At 71.9% G+C, this 20,196-nt stretch carries 1 protein-coding gene; it reads left to right on the forward strand.

Annotation, left to right across the window (positions count from 1 at the left end):
* Positions 1-17 precede the first annotated feature (17 nt).
* Positions 18-20,144 carry a type I polyketide synthase gene (locus Q4V64_RS44530; RefSeq protein ID WP_303714370.1) on the forward strand — a complete coding sequence of 6,709 codons (20,127 nt, stop codon included), beginning with the start codon at positions 18-20 and terminating at the stop codon, positions 20,142-20,144.
* Positions 20,145-20,196: the final 52 nt, after the last annotated feature.

A 20,196-nucleotide genomic window follows, 5' to 3' on the forward strand; every position in this document is an offset into this window, starting at 1 on the left:
TCCGAAGGCGGTTCTCCATGACCTCCGCACACGAACCCGTCGGGACCGAGGAGAAGTACCTCGCCTATCTCAAACGGGCGACCGCGGACCTGCGCGCCGCCCGCCGCCGGGCAGAGGAGTTGGAGCACCGCGGCAGCGAGCCCCTGGCGATCATCGCGATGAGCTGCCGCTACCCCGGCGGGGTCGACAGCCCAGAGGACCTGTGGCGCCTGGTCGCCTCCGGCTCCGACGCGATCGGCGCTCCTCCCACCGACCGCGGTTGGGACCTCGAGGGCCTCTACGACCACGAGTCCGGCGAAATCGACCCGCAGGCCCGCATCGAGGGTGGCTTTCTGCATGACGCCGAGGGCTTCGACCCGGCCCTGTTCGGGATCAGCCCGCGCGAGGCGCTGGCCATGGACCCGCAGCAGCGGCTGCTGCTGGAGACGACCTGGGAGACCTTCGAACGCGCCGGCCTCGACCCCACCGCGGTGCCGTTCCCCCGCACCGGCGTGTTCGCCGGCGTCATGTACCACGACTACGGCACACGCCCGCTGGACCTGCCCGACGGCGTCGCAGGCTACCTGGGCAACGGCAACTCCGGCAGCGTCGCCTCGGGGCGCATCGCGTACACGTTCGGCCTGGAGGGCCCGGCGATCACGGTCGACACCGCCTGCTCCTCGTCCCTGGTCGCCCTCCACCTGGCCGCCCAGGCCCTGCGCTCCGGCGAGTGCGACCTGGCGCTGGCCGGCGGTGTCACCGTCATGGCCACGCCGACCACGTTCGTCGAGTTCAGCCGCCAGGGCGGCCTGGCCGCAGACGGGCGGTGCAAGTCGTTCGCGGACACGGCCGACGGCACCGGCTGGGGCGAAGGCGTCGGCATGCTCCTGTTGGAACGCCTCTCCGACGCCCAACGGCACGGCCACCCCATCCTCGCCGTCGTCCGCGGCATAGCGGTCAACCAGGACGGCGCCTCAAGCGGACTGACCGCTCCCAACGGCCCGTCACAACAGCGGGTGATCCGAGCGGCCCTGGCGTCGGCCGGTCTGTCCCCGGCCGATGTGGACGCGGTGGAGGCGCACGGGACGGGGACCCGCCTGGGTGATCCGATCGAGGCGCAGGCGTTGCTGGCGACGTACGGTCAGGGCCGGTCGGAGGACCGGCCGTTGTGGCTGGGGTCGGTGAAGTCGAACATCGGGCATGCTCAGGCGGCGGCGGGTGTGGCGGGGATCATCAAGATGGTGCAGGCGATGCGGCATGGGGTGTTGCCGCGGACGTTGCATGTGGATGCGCCGTCGTCGCAGGTGGATTGGTCGGCGGGTGCGGTGGAGTTGTTGACGCGGGCGCGGTCGTGGCCGGAGGTGGGTCGGCCGCGGCGGGCGGCGGTGTCGTCGTTCGGGATCAGTGGGACGAACGCGCATGTGATCGTGGAGGAGGCTCCGGCTGCCGCGGAGGTCTCCGGTGAGCCGGTGGTGGTGTTGCCGGTGGTGCCGTTGGTGGTGAGTGCGCGTTGCGAGGGGTCGTTGGAGGCGCAGATTCAGCGGGTGCGTGGGGTGGAGGCGGCGCGGCTGGATGTGGGTGCGGCGTTGACGTCGCGGGCGGTGCTGGAGCGGCGGGCGGTGCTGCTGGGCGGCACCGTGATCCAGGGGGTGTCGGTTGAGGGGCGGCTGGCGGTGGTGTTCACCGGTCAGGGGTCGCAGCGGGTGGGGATGGGCCGGGAGTTGTATGAGACGTTCCCGGTGTTCGCGGCGGTGTTCGACGAGGTGTGTGCGGTTCTGGATCTTCCGCTGTTTGAGTTGGACGCGGCCTCCTTGGACCAGACCGGGTGGGCGCAGCCGGCGATCTTCGCGGTGGAGGTGGCGTTGCTGGCGTTGGTGCGGTCGTGGGGTGTGGAGCCGGATGTCGTCGCGGGCCACTCGATCGGCGAGATCACGGCTGCCTACGCGGCTGGGGTTCTGAGCCTTGCGGATGCGGTGGCGCTGGTCGTGGCCCGGGGCCGCCTGATGCAGGCGTTGCCGGCGGGCGGGGCGATGCTGGCGGTCGGCGCCTGCGAGGAGGAGGTGCGGGAGGCGTTTCCGGGCATCGACGTGGCGGCGGTGAACGGCCCGGCTGCGGTGGTGGTGTCGGGGCTTGAGGCGGACGTGGAGCGGGTCGCCGCCTTGGCGGGTGCGCGGGGCTGGAAGACGAACCGGCTGCGGACCAGCCACGCCTTCCACTCCCGGTTGATGGAGCCGATGCTCGCGGAGTTCCGGGCCGTGGTGGAGAGGTTGAGTTTCGCCGAGCCGTCGATTGCGGCGGTCTCCACGGTGACCGGGCGGCCGGTTGAGGCCGGCCAGTGGTCGGACCCGGGCTACTGGGTCGACCAGGTCCGCCAACCGGTCCGTTTCGCCGACGCGGCGATGTCCTTGGACGCGGACCGGGTGCTGGAGTTGGGGCCGGAGGGTGTGCTGGCCGCGTTGGCGGGTGCGGTGTGCCCGGACGCGGTGGCGGTGGCGGGATTGCGCCGCGACCGGGAGGAGTGCGCGGCGCTGCTCACCGCCCTGGGCGAACTGTTTGTCCGGGGCCAGCGTGTGGACTGGGCGGTGGTGTTCGAGGGCACCGGTGCCCGCCCGGTCGACCTGCCCACGTATCCCTTCTCCCACCAGCACTACTGGCTCGACACCGCCACCGACACCGGCGACGTCACCGCAGCGGGACTGCATGCGTCCGACCACCCGCTGCTCGGCGCCGCGATGGTGCTGGCCGACGGCGACGGCACCCTGCTCACAGGCCGGCTGTCCGCGGGCGCGCCCGGCTGGCTCGCCGACCACCGGGTCTTCGACACCGTGCTCGTCCCCGGAACCGCGCTGCTCGACCTCGTGCTGGCCGCCGGGCGCCGCGTGGGCGCGGACGGTGTCGAGGAGTTGATCCTCCGCGAGCCGCTGGTGATCCCGCCCCAGGGCGGCGTCCGGTTGCAGGTGCGGGTCGGACCGGCGGACGACGCGGACCGCCGCGCGGTCACCGTCTACGCCCAGCCCGAGGACGGCGACAGCGACGCCTGGACCACCCATGCCGAGGGCATGCTCGCCCCGGCCATGGAGACCGACCCAGACCTGAGCCTGGTCGCCTGGCCCCCGAGCGATGCCGAAGAGATCGCGATCGACGGTCTGTACGACGCGCTCGCTGACGCCGGCTTGTCCTACGGACCGGCGTTCCGGGGACTGCGACGAGCCTGGCGGGCCGGTGACACGGTGTTCGCCGAGGTCTCCGTCGACCAGACAACCGACGGATTCTGCGTGCATCCGGCGCTCTTCGACGCGGCACTGCACGGGATCGGCGCTGGGGACCTGCTTCCGGGCGGGGAGGTACGGCTGCCGTTCTCCTTCTCCGGCGCACGGGTCACCGGCGTCGGCGCCGGGGAGCTGCGCATACGCCTCTCCCGGGGCGAAAGCGCCGACTCGGTGCGCCTGCTCCTCGCGGACGGAGCCGGGTTCCCGGTCGCCGAGGTGGACACGCTCCAGCTGCGTCCGGTGCCGGCCGCCCAGCTGTCGGAGGGCGTGGCGGACCGCCTGCTGTTCGGCGTGGAGTGGGTGCCGGAGGCGGGCCTGTCGGTCGCTGAGGTGCCGGTCGTGATCGCGCTGGGTGATCCCTTGCCGGATACGGCTGTTCCGGTGCTGGCGGTGGATGCCACGGCGCCGGGTGCCGCGCGGGATCGGGCGGCTGTTCTGCTGAGGCTGGTGCAGGAGTGGCTGGCGGATGCGGCGTGGGTTGGTTCGCGGTTGGTGGTGCGGACGTTCGGGGCGGTGGGGGAGGAGGTCTCCGATCCGGACGGTGCCGCTTTGTGGGGTTTGGTGCGGTCGGCGCAGGCGGAGCATCCGGACCGGTTCTGTCTGCTGGACGGTCCCGAGGACGGGTTCTGCCCGGTTGCGCAGGCGGTGGTGCGTGCGGGTGTTGTGCGGGTGCCGCGGCTGGTGCGGGTGCGCGCGTCGTCGGGACAGGTGGATCTGGGCGACGGTGTGGTGGTGGTCACGGGTGCGAATGGGACGTTGGGGCGGTTGCTTGCCCGGCATGTGGTGGAGGAGTACGGGGTCCGTGAGCTGCTGTTGCTGTCCCGGTCCGGTGGTGGGGTGGTGGAGTTGGAGGGGGCGGTGGTGCGTTCGGTGGCGTGCGATGTCTCCGATGGCGCCGCCGTCACCGAGGTCCTGCGTGATGAACCGGTCACGGCGGTCATCCATGCCGCTGGTGTTCTCGATGACGGCACGCTGGAGTCGCTGACTCCGGAGCGCCTGGACACGGTCTTCCGGGCCAAGGTCGACGCCGCCCGCAACCTCATCGAGGCAACGCGGGGCAAGCGGCTCAGTGCGTTGGTGCTGTATTCGTCGGCGGCGGGGTTGTTCGGGAATGCCGGGCAGGGCAATTACGCCGCTGCGAACGCGTTCCTGGATGCGTATGCGGTGTGGTTGCGGGAGGAGGGCGTTCCTGCGACTTCGCTGGCTTGGGGGTTGTGGGACGCGGGCATGGGGAATGCGCTCACCGATGCCGACCGGGAGCGGATGCGGCGTGGCGGTGTCCTGCCGCTCACCGCTGAGCAGGGGCTCGCCGCCTTCGACGCCGCGCTCGGCGCCGGCCGGCCGCACGTCGCACCGCTGGCCCTCGACCTGGCCGCGCTCCGCGAAGCAACCGGCGCACCGGCACTGCTGCGCGGCCTGGTTCGCGCCCCCGCCCGCTCGACCGCCGACACCGCGCTCGGTCGACGGCTGGCCGACCTGCCCGCCGAACAGCGCGACGCGGCTGTGCTCGGACTGGTCCGCGCCCAGGTGGCGGACGTGCTCGGCTACGGCCGGGCCGAGGATGTCGAGCCCGAACGGGCCTTCAGCGACCTGGGCTTCGACTCGCTCAGCGCGGTGGAGCTGCGCAACCGGCTGGCGACGGTCACCGGACTGCGGCTGACCTCCACGCTGGTCTTCGACTACCCGAACGCCCTGGTGCTGGCCGGCCAGATCGGCGCCGAACTGGCCGGCGCGGCTCCCGCGACAGCCGCGCCGATGCTCACCGCCCGCGCCGACGAGCCGATCGCGATCGTCGGTATGGCGTGTCGTTATCCGGGTGGTGTCAGCAGTCCGGATGAGTTGTGGGAGTTGGTGGCGGGTGGCCGGGACGGTGTCGGGTTCTTCCCGGAGGACCGCGGCTGGGATGTGGAGAGCCTGTATCACCCTGACCCGGATCATCCTGGTACGTCGTATGCCCGGGAGGGTGGGTTCCTGTATGGCGCCGGGGATTTCGATCCGGCGGTGTTCGGGATCTCGCCGCGTGAGGCGCTGGCGATGGACCCGCAGCACCGGCTACTACTGGAGTCCTCCTGGGAGGCCTTCGAACGTGCCGGCGTAGACCCCCGGACCCTGCGCGGATCCCGGACAGGCGTGTTCGTCGGCATCATGTACGGCGACTACGCGACTGTCCTGGAGCAGGCCGAGGCGCAGGTCGAGGGCTTCATGGGTACGGGCGGGAGCATTGCGTCGGGGCGGGTGTCGTACTCGTTCGGGCTGGAGGGTCCGGCGGTGACGGTGGATACGGCGTGTTCGTCGTCGTTGGTGGCGTTGCATCTGGCGGTGCAGGCGATACGCAGTGGGGAGTGTGAGGCGGCGCTGGCCGGTGGTGTGACCGTGATGGCCACTCCGAATACCTTCATCGGGTTCTCGCGGCAGCGGGGGCTGGCGGCGGATGGGCGGTGCAAGTCGTTCGCCGAGGGCGCCGACGGCACCGGCTGGGCCGAGGGCGTCGGCATGCTGCTGGTGGAGCGGCTGTCGGATGCGCGGCGGCTCGGGCATCCGGTGTTGGGGGTGGTGCGGGGCTCGGCGGTGAATCAGGACGGGGCTTCCAACGGGCTGACCGCGCCGAACGGTCCCTCCCAGCAGCGGGTGATCAGGGCCGCGCTCGCCAGCGCCGACCTGACCCCCCAGGACGTCGACGCGGTGGAGGCGCACGGGACCGGGACGCGGCTGGGTGATCCGATCGAGGCGCAGGCGTTGCTGGCCACCTACGGGCAGCGCCGGAGCGAGCCGCTCTGGCTGGGGTCGATCAAGTCGAACATCGGACACGCCCAGGCCGCGGCCGGGGTGGCGGGGATCATCAAGATGGTCCAGGCGATGCGGCACGGGCTTCTGCCCCGTACCCTGCACGCGGACGCTCCGACCTCGCAGGTGGACTGGTCGGCCGGTGCGGTTGAACTGCTCACCGAGGCCCGGCCGTGGCCGGAGGCGGGTCGGCCGCGGCGGGCGGCGGTGTCGTCGTTCGGGATCAGCGGCACCAACGCCCACGTCATCCTCGAAGCCGTACCGGTCACCGCACAGGAGGAAGTACCGCCCCCGGCGCTGCCTGCCGTACCGGTGGTGCTCTCGGCCGCGACCGAGCGGGCCCTCGTCGGGCAGGCCCAGCGACTCCGCGAATACCTGATGGCCCATTCGGACGCCTCGGTGGCCGATGTCGCCTGGTCGCTCGCCCACCGGACGCCGTTGTCCCGGCGCGCGGCGGTGCTGGCCGCCGATCGCGACCAACTGCTCACCGCGCTCGCTGCTCCCCTCCCGGCGGCAGAGGTTCGGCCCGGATCGCTGGCGGTGGTGTTCACCGGTCAGGGGTCGCAGCGGGTAGGGATGGGCCGGGAGTTGTATGAGACGTTCCCGGTGTTCGCGGCGGCTTTCGACGAGGTGTGTGCGGTTCTGGATCTTCCGCTGCACGGGCTGGACGCGGTGTCGCTGGACGAGACCGGGTGGGCGCAGCCTGCGATCTTCGCGGTGGAAGTGGCGTTGCTGGCGTTGGTGCGGTCCTGGGGTGTGAGTCCGGATGTGGTGGCGGGGCATTCGGTCGGGGAGGTTACGGCGGCGTATGCGGCGGGTGTGCTGTCGTTGCGGGATGCGGCGGAGCTGGTTGCCGCGCGGGGGCGGTTGATGCAGGCGTTGCCGGCGGGTGGGGCGATGTTGGCGGTCGGGGCCTCCGAGGCGGAGGTGCGGGATGTGTTCGCGGACGTCGACGTGGCGGCGGTGAACGGCCCGGCTGCGGTGGTGGTGTCGGGGCTTGAGGGGGATGTGGAGCGGGTCGCTGCGTTGGCGGGTGAACGGGGCTGGAAGACGACCCGGCTGCGCACCAGTCACGCCTTCCACTCCCGGTTGATGGAGCCGATGCTCGCCGAATTCGCCGAGATCGTCCGTGGCGTCGGCTTCACCAAGCCGACGATCCCGGCGATCTCTACGGTGACCGGCGCGGCCGTGCCCCCCGGGCAGTGGACCGACCCGGACTACTGGGTGCGGCAGGTCCGCGAGCCGGTCCGGTTCGCCGACGCCGCTCAAGCCCTGAACACCGCCGCCGTGCTCGAACTGGGCCCGGACACCGTCCTCACCACTCTTATCCAGGACGCTAACCCCGACGTTACGGCGGTGGCCGCCCTGCGCCGGGATCGGCACGAGGCCACCACCCTGCTCACCGCACTCGCCGAACTGCACTCGACCAGCCTCACGATCGACTGGACAGCGGTCCTCGGCGGCGGTGCACGCCTCGACCTGCCGAGCTATGCCTTCGACCACCACAACTTCTGGCCTCGCCGCCGGACCTCGCACGTCACCGACGCCGCCGGCCTCGGCCTGACCGAGACTGATCACCCGCTGCTCGGCGCGGCGATCGCGCTCCCGGACGCGGCCGGGAGTGTGCTCACCGGCCGGCTGTCGGTCGCCACCCATCCCTGGCTGGCCGACCACACGATCTTCGGCAGCACGGTCGTCCCCGGCACCGCCCTGGTCGAGATGGCACTCGCCGCCGGCACCCGGATCGGGGCACCGGTCCTGGACGAACTGCTGCTCCGAACACCGCTGACGCTGTCGACGCCCGGCGGCGCGCAGATCCGGACCACGCTGAGCCCACCGGACGGCGACGGACGCCACCAGGTCGCCATCCACGCCCGGCCCGACGACGAAGCCCCCTGGACGCTGCACGCGACCGGCTCTCTCTCCCCGGAGGACGCCGCTGCCGTCGCCGAGGACGCCGACTTGGTGGTGTGGCCGCCGGTGGGTGTGGAGGAGGTTGGTCTGGATGGGGTGTATGAGGGGTTGGCGGATGCGGGTTTGTCGTATGGGCCGGCGTTTCGGGGGCTGCGGCGTGTTTGGCGGGCTGGCGGGGTGGTGTTCGCCGAGGTGGCGGTCGCTGAGTCGGTTGAGGGTTTTGGTGTGCATCCGGCGTTGTTTGATGCCGCGTTGCATGCGTTGGGTGTGGGTGGTTTGTTGTCGGCGGTTGGTGGTGTGCGATTGCCATTCGTGTTTTCGGGTGTGCGGGTGCTGGGTTCGGCGACCGGCGTGTTGCGGGTTCGGCTGACCGCTGGGAAATCAGCCGATTCGGTGCGGTTGTTGCTCGCTGATGAGGGGGGGTTGCCGGTTGCCGAGGTGGATGGGCTGGTTTTGCGTGGGGTGTCGGCCGGGCAGTTGGGGGCGGGCCTCGCCGATCGGCTGCTGTATGAGGTGGAGTGGGTGGCGCGGGGGGTGACGGCCTCGGCGGAGGTGCCGGTCGTGATCGCGCTGGGTGATCCCTTGCCGGATACGGCTGTTCCGGTGCTGGTGGTGGATGCCACGGCGGCGGGTGGCGCGCGGGGTCGGGCGGCTGCTCTGCTGACGCTGGTGCAGGAGTGGTTGGCGGATGCGGCGTGGGTTGGTTCGCGGTTGGTGGTGCGGACGTTCGGGGCGGCCGGTGAGGAGATCACCGATCCTGACGGTGCCGCTTTGTGGGGTTTGGTGCGGTCGGCGCAGGCGGAGCATCCGGAGCGGATTCATCTCCTGGACGCGGTCGAGGAGTTGGTTCTTCCGTTGCCGCAGGCGGTGGTGCGTGACGGTGTCGTGCGGGTGCCGCGTCTGGTGCGGGTTCAGGTGCCGTCGGCCCGGGTGGATCTGGGTGATGGTGTCGTGGTGGTCACTGGTGCGACGGGCGTGCTGGGGCGGCTGGTTGCCCAGCATGTGGTGCGGGTGCATGGCGTGCGGGAGCTGTTGTTGCTGTCCCGGTCGGGTGGGGTGGTGGAGTTGGATGGTGCGGTGGTGCGTTCGGTGGCTTGTGATGTCTCGGATGCGGCCGCTGTCGTCGAGGTCCTGGGTGATGAGCCGGTGACGGCGGTGATCCACGCAGCCGGTGTTCTCGACGACGGCACCCTCGAATCGCTGACTGCGGGGCGCCTGGACACGGTCTTCCGGGCCAAGGTCGACGCGGCCCGTAACCTCGTTGCCGCGACGCGGGGCAAGCCGCTTCGCGCGTTCGTGCTGTATTCGTCGGCGGCGGGGTTGTTCGGGAATGCGGGGCAGGGCAATTACGCTGCGGCGAACGCGTTCCTGGACGCCTATGCCACTGGCTTGCGGGCTGAGGGGATTCCGGCGACTTCGCTGGCCTGGGGCCTGTGGGAGGCCGGTATGGGTGATGTGCTCACCGACGCCGACCGGGACCGCATGCGCCGCGGCGGCATCCTGCCCCTCACCCGGGAGCAGGGACTGGCCGCCTTCGACGCCGCCCTCGGCACCGCACGACCACACCTCGCGCCGCTGGGCGTGGACATCGCGGCGCTCCGTACGGCCGACTTCGTACCGCCGCTGCTGGCCGGTCTCGTCCCCGGGCGTGCCGCGGTCACGCAGGGCAGCCCGTTGGCCCAACGGCTGGCCGCGCTCCCGGAGCACGAGCGGACTCGGGCCTTGCTCGCGCTGGTCAGTGCTCAGGTCACCGCCGTACTCGGGTACGCGTCACCGGACCAGCTCGACCCCGACCGCGCGTTCGGCGAGATGGGCTTCGACTCGCTCACCGCGGTGGAGTTGCGCAACCGCCTGTCCTCCGCGACCGGACTGCGCCTGCCCTCCACACTGATCTTCGACCACCCGAACGTCACGGTGCTGGCCGCTTTCCTCGGCGAGCAGCTCTCCCCCACGCAGCAGCGGACCGCCACGCTCGCACAGCACACCAGGGTGGCCGACGACCCGGTGGCGATCGTCGGCATGGCCTGCCGCTACCCGGGCGGCGTCACCTCCCCCGACGAGCTGTGGGAGCTGGTGGCAGACGGCCGGGACGGTGTCGGGTACTTCCCCGAGGACCGAGGCTGGGACCTCGAGAACCTCTACCACCCGGATCCCGACCACCCCGGCACCTCGTACACCCGGGAGGGCGGTTTCCTCCGGGACGCCGCTCAGTTCGACCCGGGGTTGTTCGGGATCTCGCCCCGCGAGGCGCTGGCGATGGACCCGCAGCAACGGCTGTTGCTCGAATCCTCCTGGGAGGCGTTCGAACGCGCCGGGATCGACCCGCTGGGGCTGCGCGGCCATCGGATCGGCATGTTCGCCGGCGTGATGTACCACGACTACGGCTCGCAGACCGCCGAGGTGCCGCCCGGCGTCGAGGGTTTCCTCAGCACGGGCAGCTCCGGCAGCGTCGCGTCGGGGCGGGTGTCGTACACGTTCGGGCTGGAGGGTCCGGCGGTGACGGTGGATACGGCGTGTTCGTCGTCGTTGGTGGCGTTGCACCTGGCCGTTCAAGCGATACGCAACGGGGAGTGTGAGGCTGCGCTGGCCGGCGGGGTGACCGTGATGGCCACCCCGAACACTTTCATCGGGTTCTCGCGGCAGCGGGGGCTGGCGGCGGATGGGCGGTGCAAGTCGTTCGCCGAGGGCGCCGACGGCACCGGCTGGGCCGAGGGCGTCGGCATGCTGCTGGTGGAGCGGCTGTCGGATGCGCGGCGGCTCGGGCACCCGGTCCTGGCGGTGGTGCGCGGCAGTGCCGTGAACCAGGACGGGGCCTCCAACGGGCTGACCGCGCCGAACGGCCCCTCCCAGCAGCGGGTGATCCGCGCCGCGCTCGAGTCCGCCGGCCTGTCCGTCGACGACGTGGACGCGGTGGAGGCGCACGGGACCGGGACCGGGCTGGGTGATCCGATCGAGGCGCAGGCGTTGCTGGCGACGTACGGTCAGGATCGTTCTGGGGAGCCGTTGTGGCTGGGGGCGATCAAGTCGAACATCGGTCACGCCCAGGCTGCCGCTGGTGTGGCGGGGATCATCAAGATGGTGCAGGCGATGCGGCACGGGCTTCTGCCGCGGACGCTGCATGTGGACGCACCCACCTCGCAGGTGGACTGGTCTGAGGGTGCGGTGGAGTTGCTGACGGAGGCGCGGTCGTGGCCGGAGGCGGGTCGGCCGCGGCGGGCGGCGGTGTCGTCTTTCGGGATCAGCGGCACCAACGCTCACGTCATCCTCGAAGCCCCGACGGACGAGCCCACTCCGGTGGCCGTCGCCGCGCCGCCCGTCGTCCCTGTGGTGCTCACCGCGGCGGAGCCGGACGCGCTGCGGGAGGCCGCCGAGCGTCTCCGGCGGGACATCCCGGCCGACGCGGCTCTGGACCAGGTCGGCCGGGCCCTGGCTACCCGCGCGCGTCTGCGGCACCGGGCAGTCCTCCTCGCGAGCGACCGCACCGGGCTGGACACCGGGCTGGCGGCGGTGGCTGCCGGAACCCACCCGTTGGCCGGTGCGGCCGGGCCGGGTCGCTTGGCGGTGGTGTTCACTGGTCAGGGGTCGCAGCGGGTGGGGATGGGCCGGGAGTTGTATGAGACGTTCCCGGTGTTCGCGGCGGCTTTCGATGAGGTGTGTGCGGCTCTGGATCTTCCGCTGCTTGAGTTGGACGCGGCCTCCTTGGACCAGACTGGGTGGGCGCAGCCTGCGATCTTCGCGGTGGAGGTGGCGCTGCTGGCGTTGGTGCGGTCCTGGGGTGTGGAGCCTGACGTCGTCGCGGGCCACTCGATCGGCGAGATCACGGCTGCCTACGCGGCTGGGGTCCTGAGCCTTGCGGATGCGGCGACGCTGGTCGCGGCTCGGGGCCGGTTGATGCAGGCGTTGCCGACGGGCGGCGCGATGCTGGCGGTCGGTGCCTCGGAGGCGCAGGTACGGAGGGCCTTCTCGAACCTGGACATCGCGGCGGTCAACGGGGCGCACGCGGTCGTCGTCTCCGGCGTCGAGGCCGACGTCGAGCGCATGGCGGTGCTGGCGAAGGACCGCGGTTGGAAGACGAACCGACTCCGGACGAGTCACGCGTTCCATTCGCGGTTGATGGAGCCGATGCTGGCGGAGTTCCGCGCCGTGGTGGAGAGCCTGACGTTCAACGAACCCACTCTGGCCGCGCAGTCCACGGTGACCGGCGCGGCGGTGGTGCCGGGCCAGTGGACCGACCGGGATTACTGGGTGCGGCAGGTCCGCGAGCCGGTTCGGTTCGCCGATGTCGCGGCCGCTCTGGGCGCCGAGCGCGTACTCGAACTCGGTCCGGACGGCCTACTCACCGCGTTGATCGGCGAGGCGAGCCCGGACGCGGTCACTGTGGCCGCGCTGCGCCGGGACCGGGACGAGGCCATGACGCTGCTCACCGCCGTGTCCGAGCTCTTCGTTCACGGGCAGCGCGTCGAATGGCGGGCGGTGCTCGGTGACGGTGCCCGTGCCGAACTGCCCACCTACCCGTTCCAGCACCAGCGGTACTGGCTGGCCCCCACGCCGCCGACCGGCGACGTGACCGCGGCAGGCCTCGACACCTCCGACCACCCGCTCCTCCCGGCCGCGGCCGAACTCCCTGACTCCGGCGGTCTGTTGCTCACCGGAACCCTCTCCACCGCAAGCCAGCCCTGGCTCACCGACCACCGCGTCCACGAAACGCTCGTCGTCCCGGGCACCGCGTTGGTCGAGCTGGCACTCGCGGCGGGCGCCCGGGCCGGCACCCCGGCGGTGGAGGAACTGGTACTGCGTGAACCGCTGATGCTTCCCGCCGAGGCCCCCGTCCGACTGAGAGTCCTGGTCGACGCGCCGGACGACACCGGCAGGCGCGCACTGACCGTCTACTCCCGCCCCGACGACGAGCCCACCGCATGGACCACCAACGCCAGCGGCCTGCTGACCACCGAACCCGAATCCAGCGACGACACCACGGACTTGGTGGTGTGGCCGCCGGTGGGTGGGGAGGAACTCGGACTGGACGGCGTGTACGAGGCGTTCGCGGATGCGGGCCTGTCCTACGGACCGGCCTTCCAGGGCCTGCGGCGGCTCTGGCGGCGGGGCGAAGAGGTGTTCGCCGAGGTCGGTATCGAGGACTCGGTCGGCGGCTACGGAGTGCATCCGGCGCTGTTCGACGCGGCGTTGCACGCGATCGGCGCGGGCGGTGCGCTCCCGGCCGAGGGCGGTGTCCGCTTGCCGTTCGGCTTCACCGGAGTGCGGGTCGTGGGGTCGGCAGGGAGCAGTCTGCGGGTCGGGATCGCCCCCGCGCCGGGTACCGACACGGTCCGGGTCACGCTGGCCGACTCGGCGGGTGGCCCGGTGGCCGAGGTGCAGGGTCTGGCCCTGCGGCCGGTCGCGCCGGCCAGGCTCGGTGGCCTCGCCGATCGGCTGCTGTATGAGGTGGAGTGGGTGGCGCGGGGGGTGACGGCCTCGGCGGAGGTGCCGGTCGTGATCGCGCTGGGTGATCCCTTGCCGGATACGGCTGTTCCGGTGCTGGTGGTGGATGCCACGGCGGCGGGTGGTGCGCGGGGTCGGGCGGCTGCTCTGCTGACGCTGGTGCAGGAGTGGTTGGCGGATGCGGCGTGGGTTGGTTCGCGGTTGGTGGTGCGGACGTTCGGGGCGGCCGGTGAGGAGATCACCGATCCTGACGGTGCCGCTTTGTGGGGTTTGGTGCGGTCGGCGCAGGCGGAGCATCCGGAGCGGATTCATCTCCTGGACGCGGTCGAGGAGTTGGTTCTTCCGTTGCCGCAGGCGGTGGTGCGTGACGGTGTCGTGCGGGTGCCGCGTCTGGTGCGGGTTCAGGTGCCGTCGGCCCGGGTGGATCTGGGTGATGGTGTCGTGGTGGTCACTGGTGCGACGGGCGTGCTGGGGCGGCTGGTTGCCCAGCATGTGGTGCGGGTGCATGGCGTGCGGGAGCTGTTGTTGCTGTCCCGGTCGGGTGGGGTGGTGGAGTTGGATGGTGCGGTGGTGCGTTCGGTGGCTTGTGATGTCTCGGATGCGGCCGCTGTCGTCGAGGTCCTGGGTGATGAGCCGGTGACGGCGGTGATCCACGCAGCCGGTGTTCTCGACGACGGCACCCTCGAATCGCTGACTGCGGGGCGCCTGGACACGGTCTTCCGGGCCAAGGTCGACGCGGCCCGTAACCTCGTTGCCGCGACGCGGGGCAAGCCGCTTCGCGCGTTCGTGCTGTATTCGTCGGCGGCGGGGTTGTTCGGGAATGCGGGGCAGGGCAATTACGCTGCGGCGAACGCGTTCCTGGACGCCTATGCCACTGGCTTGCGGGCTGAGGGGATTCCGGCGACTTCGCTGGCCTGGGGCCTGTGGGAGGCCGGTATGGGTGATGTGCTCACCGACGCCGACCGGGACCGCATGCGCCGCGGCGGCATCCTGCCCCTCACCCGGGAGCAGGGACTGGCCGCCTTCGACGCCGCCCTCGGCACCGCACGACCACACCTCGCGCCGCTGGCCCTCGACCTGCCCGCACTGCGCAACGCGACCGCCGTATCGCCGCTCCTGGAGGGCTTCGCGCCGAAGCGTGCCCACGCCCGTGCCACGAGCGCCCTCGGGCGGCGGCTGGAGGCCCTGCCGCAGGCGGAACGCGATCACGCCGTGCTCGGCCTCGTGCGAATGCAGGTCGCAGAAGTGCTGGGGTATCAGTCCGCCGACCGGGTGGCGGTCGGTCACCCCTTCAGTGAACTGGGCTTCGACTCGCTTACCGCGGTGGAGTTGCGCAACCGCCTGTCCTCCGCGACCGGACTGCGCCTGCCCTCCACGCTGGTCTTCGACTACCCGACAGTAGAGGCATTGGCCGCCTTCGTCGCCGGGGAACTGGTCGGCCGGAGCGCCGCCACAGCGGTCGCCACCGCCACGGTCGACTCCGACGAACCGATCGCGATCGTCGGCATGGCCTGCCGCTACCCCGGTGGCGTCAGCAGCCCGGACGAACTCTGGGACATGGTCGCGAACGGTCGGGACGGGATCGTGCCCTTCCCCGACGACCGGGGCTGGGACCTCCACGCGTTGTACGACCCGGACCCGAGCAACCCCGGCACCTCCTACACCCGACACGGCGGATTCCTGCCTGACGCCGGAAATTTCGACCCGCGTCTGTTCGGGATCTCGCCGCGTGAGGCACTGGCGATGGACCCGCAGCACCGGCTGCTCCTGGAGACCTCTTGGGAGGCGTTCGAACGCGCCGGCGTCGACCCCACCGCGGTCACCGGAACACGGACCGGCGTGTTCGTCGGCGTGATGTACAACGACTATGGCCTGGTGCTCGACCAGTCCACTGAGAGCGCCGAGGGCTTCCTCGGCACGAGTGGGAGTGTCGCGTCGGGGCGGGTGTCGTACTCGTTCGGGCTGGAGGGTCCGGCGGTGACGGTGGATACGGCGTGTTCGTCGTCGTTGGTGGCGTTGCATCTGGCGGTGCAGGCGATACGCAGTGGGGAGTGTGAGGCGGCGCTGGCCGGTGGTGTGACCGTGATGGCCACTCCGAATACCTTCATCGGGTTCTCGCGGCAGCGGGGGCTGGCGGCGGATGGGCGGTGCAAGTCGTTCGCCGAGGGCGCCGACGGCACCGGCTGGGCCGAGGGCGTCGGCATGCTGCTGGTGGAGCGGCTGTCGGATGCGCGGCGGCTCGGGCATCCGGTGTTGGGGGTGGTGCGGGGCTCGGCGGTGAATCAGGACGGGGCTTCCAACGGGCTGACCGCGCCGAACGGCCCGTCGCAGCAGCGGGTGATCCGTCAGGCGTTGGCGAATGCGGGTGTGTCCGCAGCCGAGGTCGACGCGGTGGAGGCGCACGGGACCGGGACGCGGCTGGGTGATCCGATCGAGGCGCAGGCGTTGCTGGCGACGTATGGCCAGGATCGTTCCGGGGAGCCGTTGTGGCTGGGTTCGGTGAAGTCGAACATCGGGCATGCTCAGGCGGCGGCGGGTGTGGCGGGGATCATCAAGATGGTGCAGGCGATGCGGCACGGGTCGCTGCCGCGGACGTTGCATGTGGATGCGCCGTCGTCGCAGGTGGACTGGTCTGCGGGTGCGGTGGAGTTGCTGACGCGGGCGCGGTCGTGGCCGGAGGTGGGTCGGCCGCGGCGGGCGGCGGTGTCGTCTTTCGGGATCAGTGGCACCAACGCCCACGTCATCCTCGAAGCCGCACCCGAACCGACCACTACCCCGACAGAACCGGCGCCCACCCTACCGCTCACCCCGATCGTGCTCAGCGCGGCCGACCCGGACGCCCTGCACGTTCTGGCAGGCCGACTCGCCGAAAGGGATGACCTGCCCCTGGGCCGGCTCGCGGCAGCCCTGACCACCCGAGCGGCGCTGCCGCAGCGCGCCGTGGTCTTGGCCGAGGACCGCGAAACGCCGCAGGAGTCGCTGAGCGCCTTCACTGATCGGGCCATCACCGGGACGGTCGTCGAAGGGCGTCTGGCAGTGGTGTTCACCGGTCAGGGGTCGCAGCGGGTGGGGATGGGCCGGGAGTTGTATGAGACGTTCCCGGTGTTCGCGGCGGCTTTCGACGAGGTGTGTGCGGCTCTGGATCTTTCGCTGCACGAGCTGGATGAAGCGTCCTTGGATCAGACTGGGTGTGCCCAGCCGGCCATCTTCGCGGTGGAGGTCGCTCTCCTGGCGCTCGTGCGGTCCTGGGGCGTGACCCCGGACATCGTCGCGGGCCACTCGATCGGCGAGATCACGGCTGCCTACGCGGCTGGGGTCCTGAGCCTTGCGGATGCGGTGGCGCTGGTGGCGGCTCGGGGCCGGTTGATGCAGGCGTTGCCGTCCGGTGGGGCGATGATGGCGGTGGGTGCCTCGGAGGCGGAGGTGCGGGAGGCGTTCCCGGACATCGACATCGCGGCGGTGAACGGCCCGGCCGCGGTGGTGGTGTCGGGGCTTGAGGCGGACGTGGAGCAGGTCGCCTCACTGGCCGGTGAGCGAGGATGGAAGACCAACCGGTTGCGTACGAGCCACGCGTTCCACTCCCGTTTGATGGAGCCGATGCTCGCCGAGTTCCGCACGGTCGTGGAGACACTCACCTTCGCCGAGCCGACGCTCCCAGCTGTCTCCACGGTGACCGGCCGCCCCGTCGAACCCGGCCAGTGGTCGGACCCCGACTACTGGGTCGACCAGGCGCGCCAACCGGTCCGATTCGCCGACGCGGTCACAGCTCTCGACGCCGCCCGTGTGCTCGAACTCGGCCCCGACGCCGTACTCACCGCACTGATCCAGGACAGCCGCCCCGAACTGACCACGGTCACGGCACTGCGCCGGGACCGCCCCGAGACACACACCCTGCTCCGGGCGGTCGCCGAGTTGTACGTTCACGGCCAACCCGTCGACTGGACCGCGCTGGTCGGCCGGGCCGTCGTAGACCTGCCGACCTACCCGTTCCAGCACCGGCGGTTCTGGCCCCGGCCCCGGAACGGCGTCGGCGGGGACGTCACGGCCCTCGGCCTGACCGGCACCGGCCACCCGATCCTCGGCGCGGCGGCCGAAGTGCCCGGTTCCGGCGTGGTGCTGTTCACCGGCTCGCTGTCCGCGGCGACCCACCCCTGGGCGGTCGACCACACCGTTTACGGTCGTACGGTCGTGCCGGGTGCCGCGCTGGTCGAGATGGCCCTGACGGTCGGCTCCCAGGTGGGCACCCCGGTGCTGGAAGAGCTGCTGCTGCATGCCCCGCTCGTCCTGCCGGACCGGGAAACCGTGCAGGTCCGGGTCACGGTCGGCGCGCTGGACGACGCGAATCGCCGGCCCATGAGCGTGCACTCCCGGACCGGGGCCGAGGCGCCCTGGACCGAGCACGCCACGGGCCTGTTGTCCGAGGACACCGGCGCCGAGCCGACGACCGTCACCGTCCCGGCCGAGGCCGAGGAACTCGACCTCGCCGACTTCTATCCGGCGATGGACGCGGCGGGCTTGCGATACGGGCCGGCGTTCCAAGGCCTGCGCCGGGTCTGGCGCGCCGGGAACGACGTGTTCGCCGAGGTCGAGATCGCCGAATCGTCCGCTGGTTTCGCGCTCCACCCTGCGCTGCTGGACAGCGCGCTGCACGCCATCGCCGCCGGTGGCCTGCTCAGGGACGGGGACGCCCACCTGCCGTTCGCGTTCTCCGATGTGCGGCTGGTGGCCGGGGGCGCGACCGCCCTGCTCGTACGGCTCAGCTCGAACGGGTCCGGCGGCGTGCGGCTGGCGATCGCAGACCGCACCGGGCTGCCGGTGGCCCAGATCGAACGGGCCGCGCTGCGGCCGGTCGCCGCGGAACCGGTCACCGACGCGCCCGCGCTCTACACCGTGGACTGGCAGCCCTCGCCCACGGTGATCACCGGTGGGGAAGCTGCCGGGTGGCATCACCTGCGGCTGGGTGAACCGCTGCCGACGCTGCCCAGCGCGCCCTCGGTCGTCGTGCTCGACGCCACCGCGTCGCCGACGGCAGGACCGGCCGCCGTCCGGCAGGCGCTCGAGGCCGCCCTCCGCACGCTCCAGGACTGGGTCACCGACCCGGTCTGGGACAGCAGCCACCTTGTGGTGCTGACCTCGGGAGCGGTGGCCACGAGCACCGCCGACCCCGTGCCCGGGCTGACCCATGCCCCTCTCTGGGGCCTGGTCCGCACCGCCCAAACCGAGAACCCCGGCCGGTTCACCCTGATCGACACAGGCACAGGCACAGACCCCGGAAGCCGGCTTCTCCCAGGCGTCGTAGAGGCCGGCCTCGCGCAGGCGGCGATCCGCGCCGACGCCGTCCTGGTGCCGCGCCTGGCCGCGGTACCCCTCGCGCCGACACCGCCGACCGCACCCTCCGTACCGACATCTCCGCCCGTACCCGACCCTCTCGGCAAGGGGACCGTCGTCCTCACCGGCGCCACCGGAGCCCTCGGTGCCGCGCTAGCCCGCCACCTCGTCGTCACCCACCGGGTGAAGGACCTGCTGCTGGTCAGCCGACGCGGCCCCGACGCACCCGGTGCCGCGGGCCTGGCCGACGAGCTGGCCGCCGTCGGCGCCGACGTACGGCTGGAGGCCTGCGACCTGGCCGACCCGGCCGCCGTCCGGCGTCTGCTCGGCCCGGTCGAGGTCGGTGCGGTGCTGCACGCCGCCGGTGTCACGGACGACGCGATGCTCACCTCGCTGAGGCCCGACCGGCTCGCGTCCGTCCTGGCCGCCAAGGTGGACGCCGCGGTCAACCTGCGCGCGGCCACCGCCGGCCGGCCGCTCGGCGCGTTCTTGCTGTTCTCCTCGGTCGCCGGCCTGCTCGGCAACGCCGGCCAGGCCAACTACGCCGCGGCCAACACGTTCCTGGACGCCTACGCCGCGCAGCTGCGGGCCGAGGGGGTTCCGGCCGCCTCTCTGGCCTGGGGCCTGTGGGAGACCGGCCTCGGCAGCGCCCTGACCGAGGCCGATCGCGAGCGGCTCGGCCGCGGCGGAATCGTGCCGCTGGGCACCGACGCCGCGCTCGCTCTCTTCGACGCCGCCCTCAGTATCGACGCCGCCCTGGTCGTCCCGGTCGGCCTCGACCTGCCCGCCCTCCGGCCCGCAGCCGCCGCCGGCCGGCTCCCGGAGCTGCTCACCGGCCTGGTGCCGGCACCGGCCCGCGTGGTTGCCCGCCCGGCCGCCACCGGTGGCCGGGACCGCGCGCTGATCAGGCGGCTGGCCGAGCTGTCCGCCGCCGAGCAGACCCGCATCCTGCTCGGACTGGTCCGCACCCACGCGGTCGCGGTGCTCGGCCACGCCAACCCGGCCGATATCGGCGACACTCGCGCCTTCGGGGAGCTGGGCTTCGATTCGCTCACCGCGGTCGAGTTCCGCAACCGCCTGGCCGCCGACACCGGACTGCGGCTCGCACCGACCCTGATCTTCGACCACCCGACCCCGCTGGCGCTGGCCGAGGCCCTCTGCGACCGGCTCGCCCCCGAGGAGACCGAGGGCGACACGGGGCTCCTGGACGAATTGGCCCGACTGGAAACCAGTCTGGTGATGAGCACCCCGACCGAGGCGACCCGGACCACGGTCGCGCTCCGACTGCGGGCGCTGCTCGCTGAATGGACGAGCCCCGCCCGCCCAGCCGGCGACGCCCCCGCGGACGCCCCGGGCACCGATGCCGACATCGCCGCCGCCGACGACGACGAGCTGTTCAGCCTGCTCGACGGCGAACTCGGCGCGAACTGACCGACCCCGACTCACCTCCCAGCGCCCCCCAACTCACCCCACCTCAACCCGC

Source organism: Streptomyces sp. NL15-2K, from assembly GCF_030551255.1.
Taxonomy (GTDB): domain Bacteria; phylum Actinomycetota; class Actinomycetes; order Streptomycetales; family Streptomycetaceae; genus Streptomyces.

What these genes read in the sequence shown, in the direction of transcription:
- Q4V64_RS44530 (WP_303714370.1), top strand. Translation starts at nt 18, where the DNA reads ATGACCTCCGCACACGAACCCGTCGGGACCGAGGAGAAGTACCTCGCC.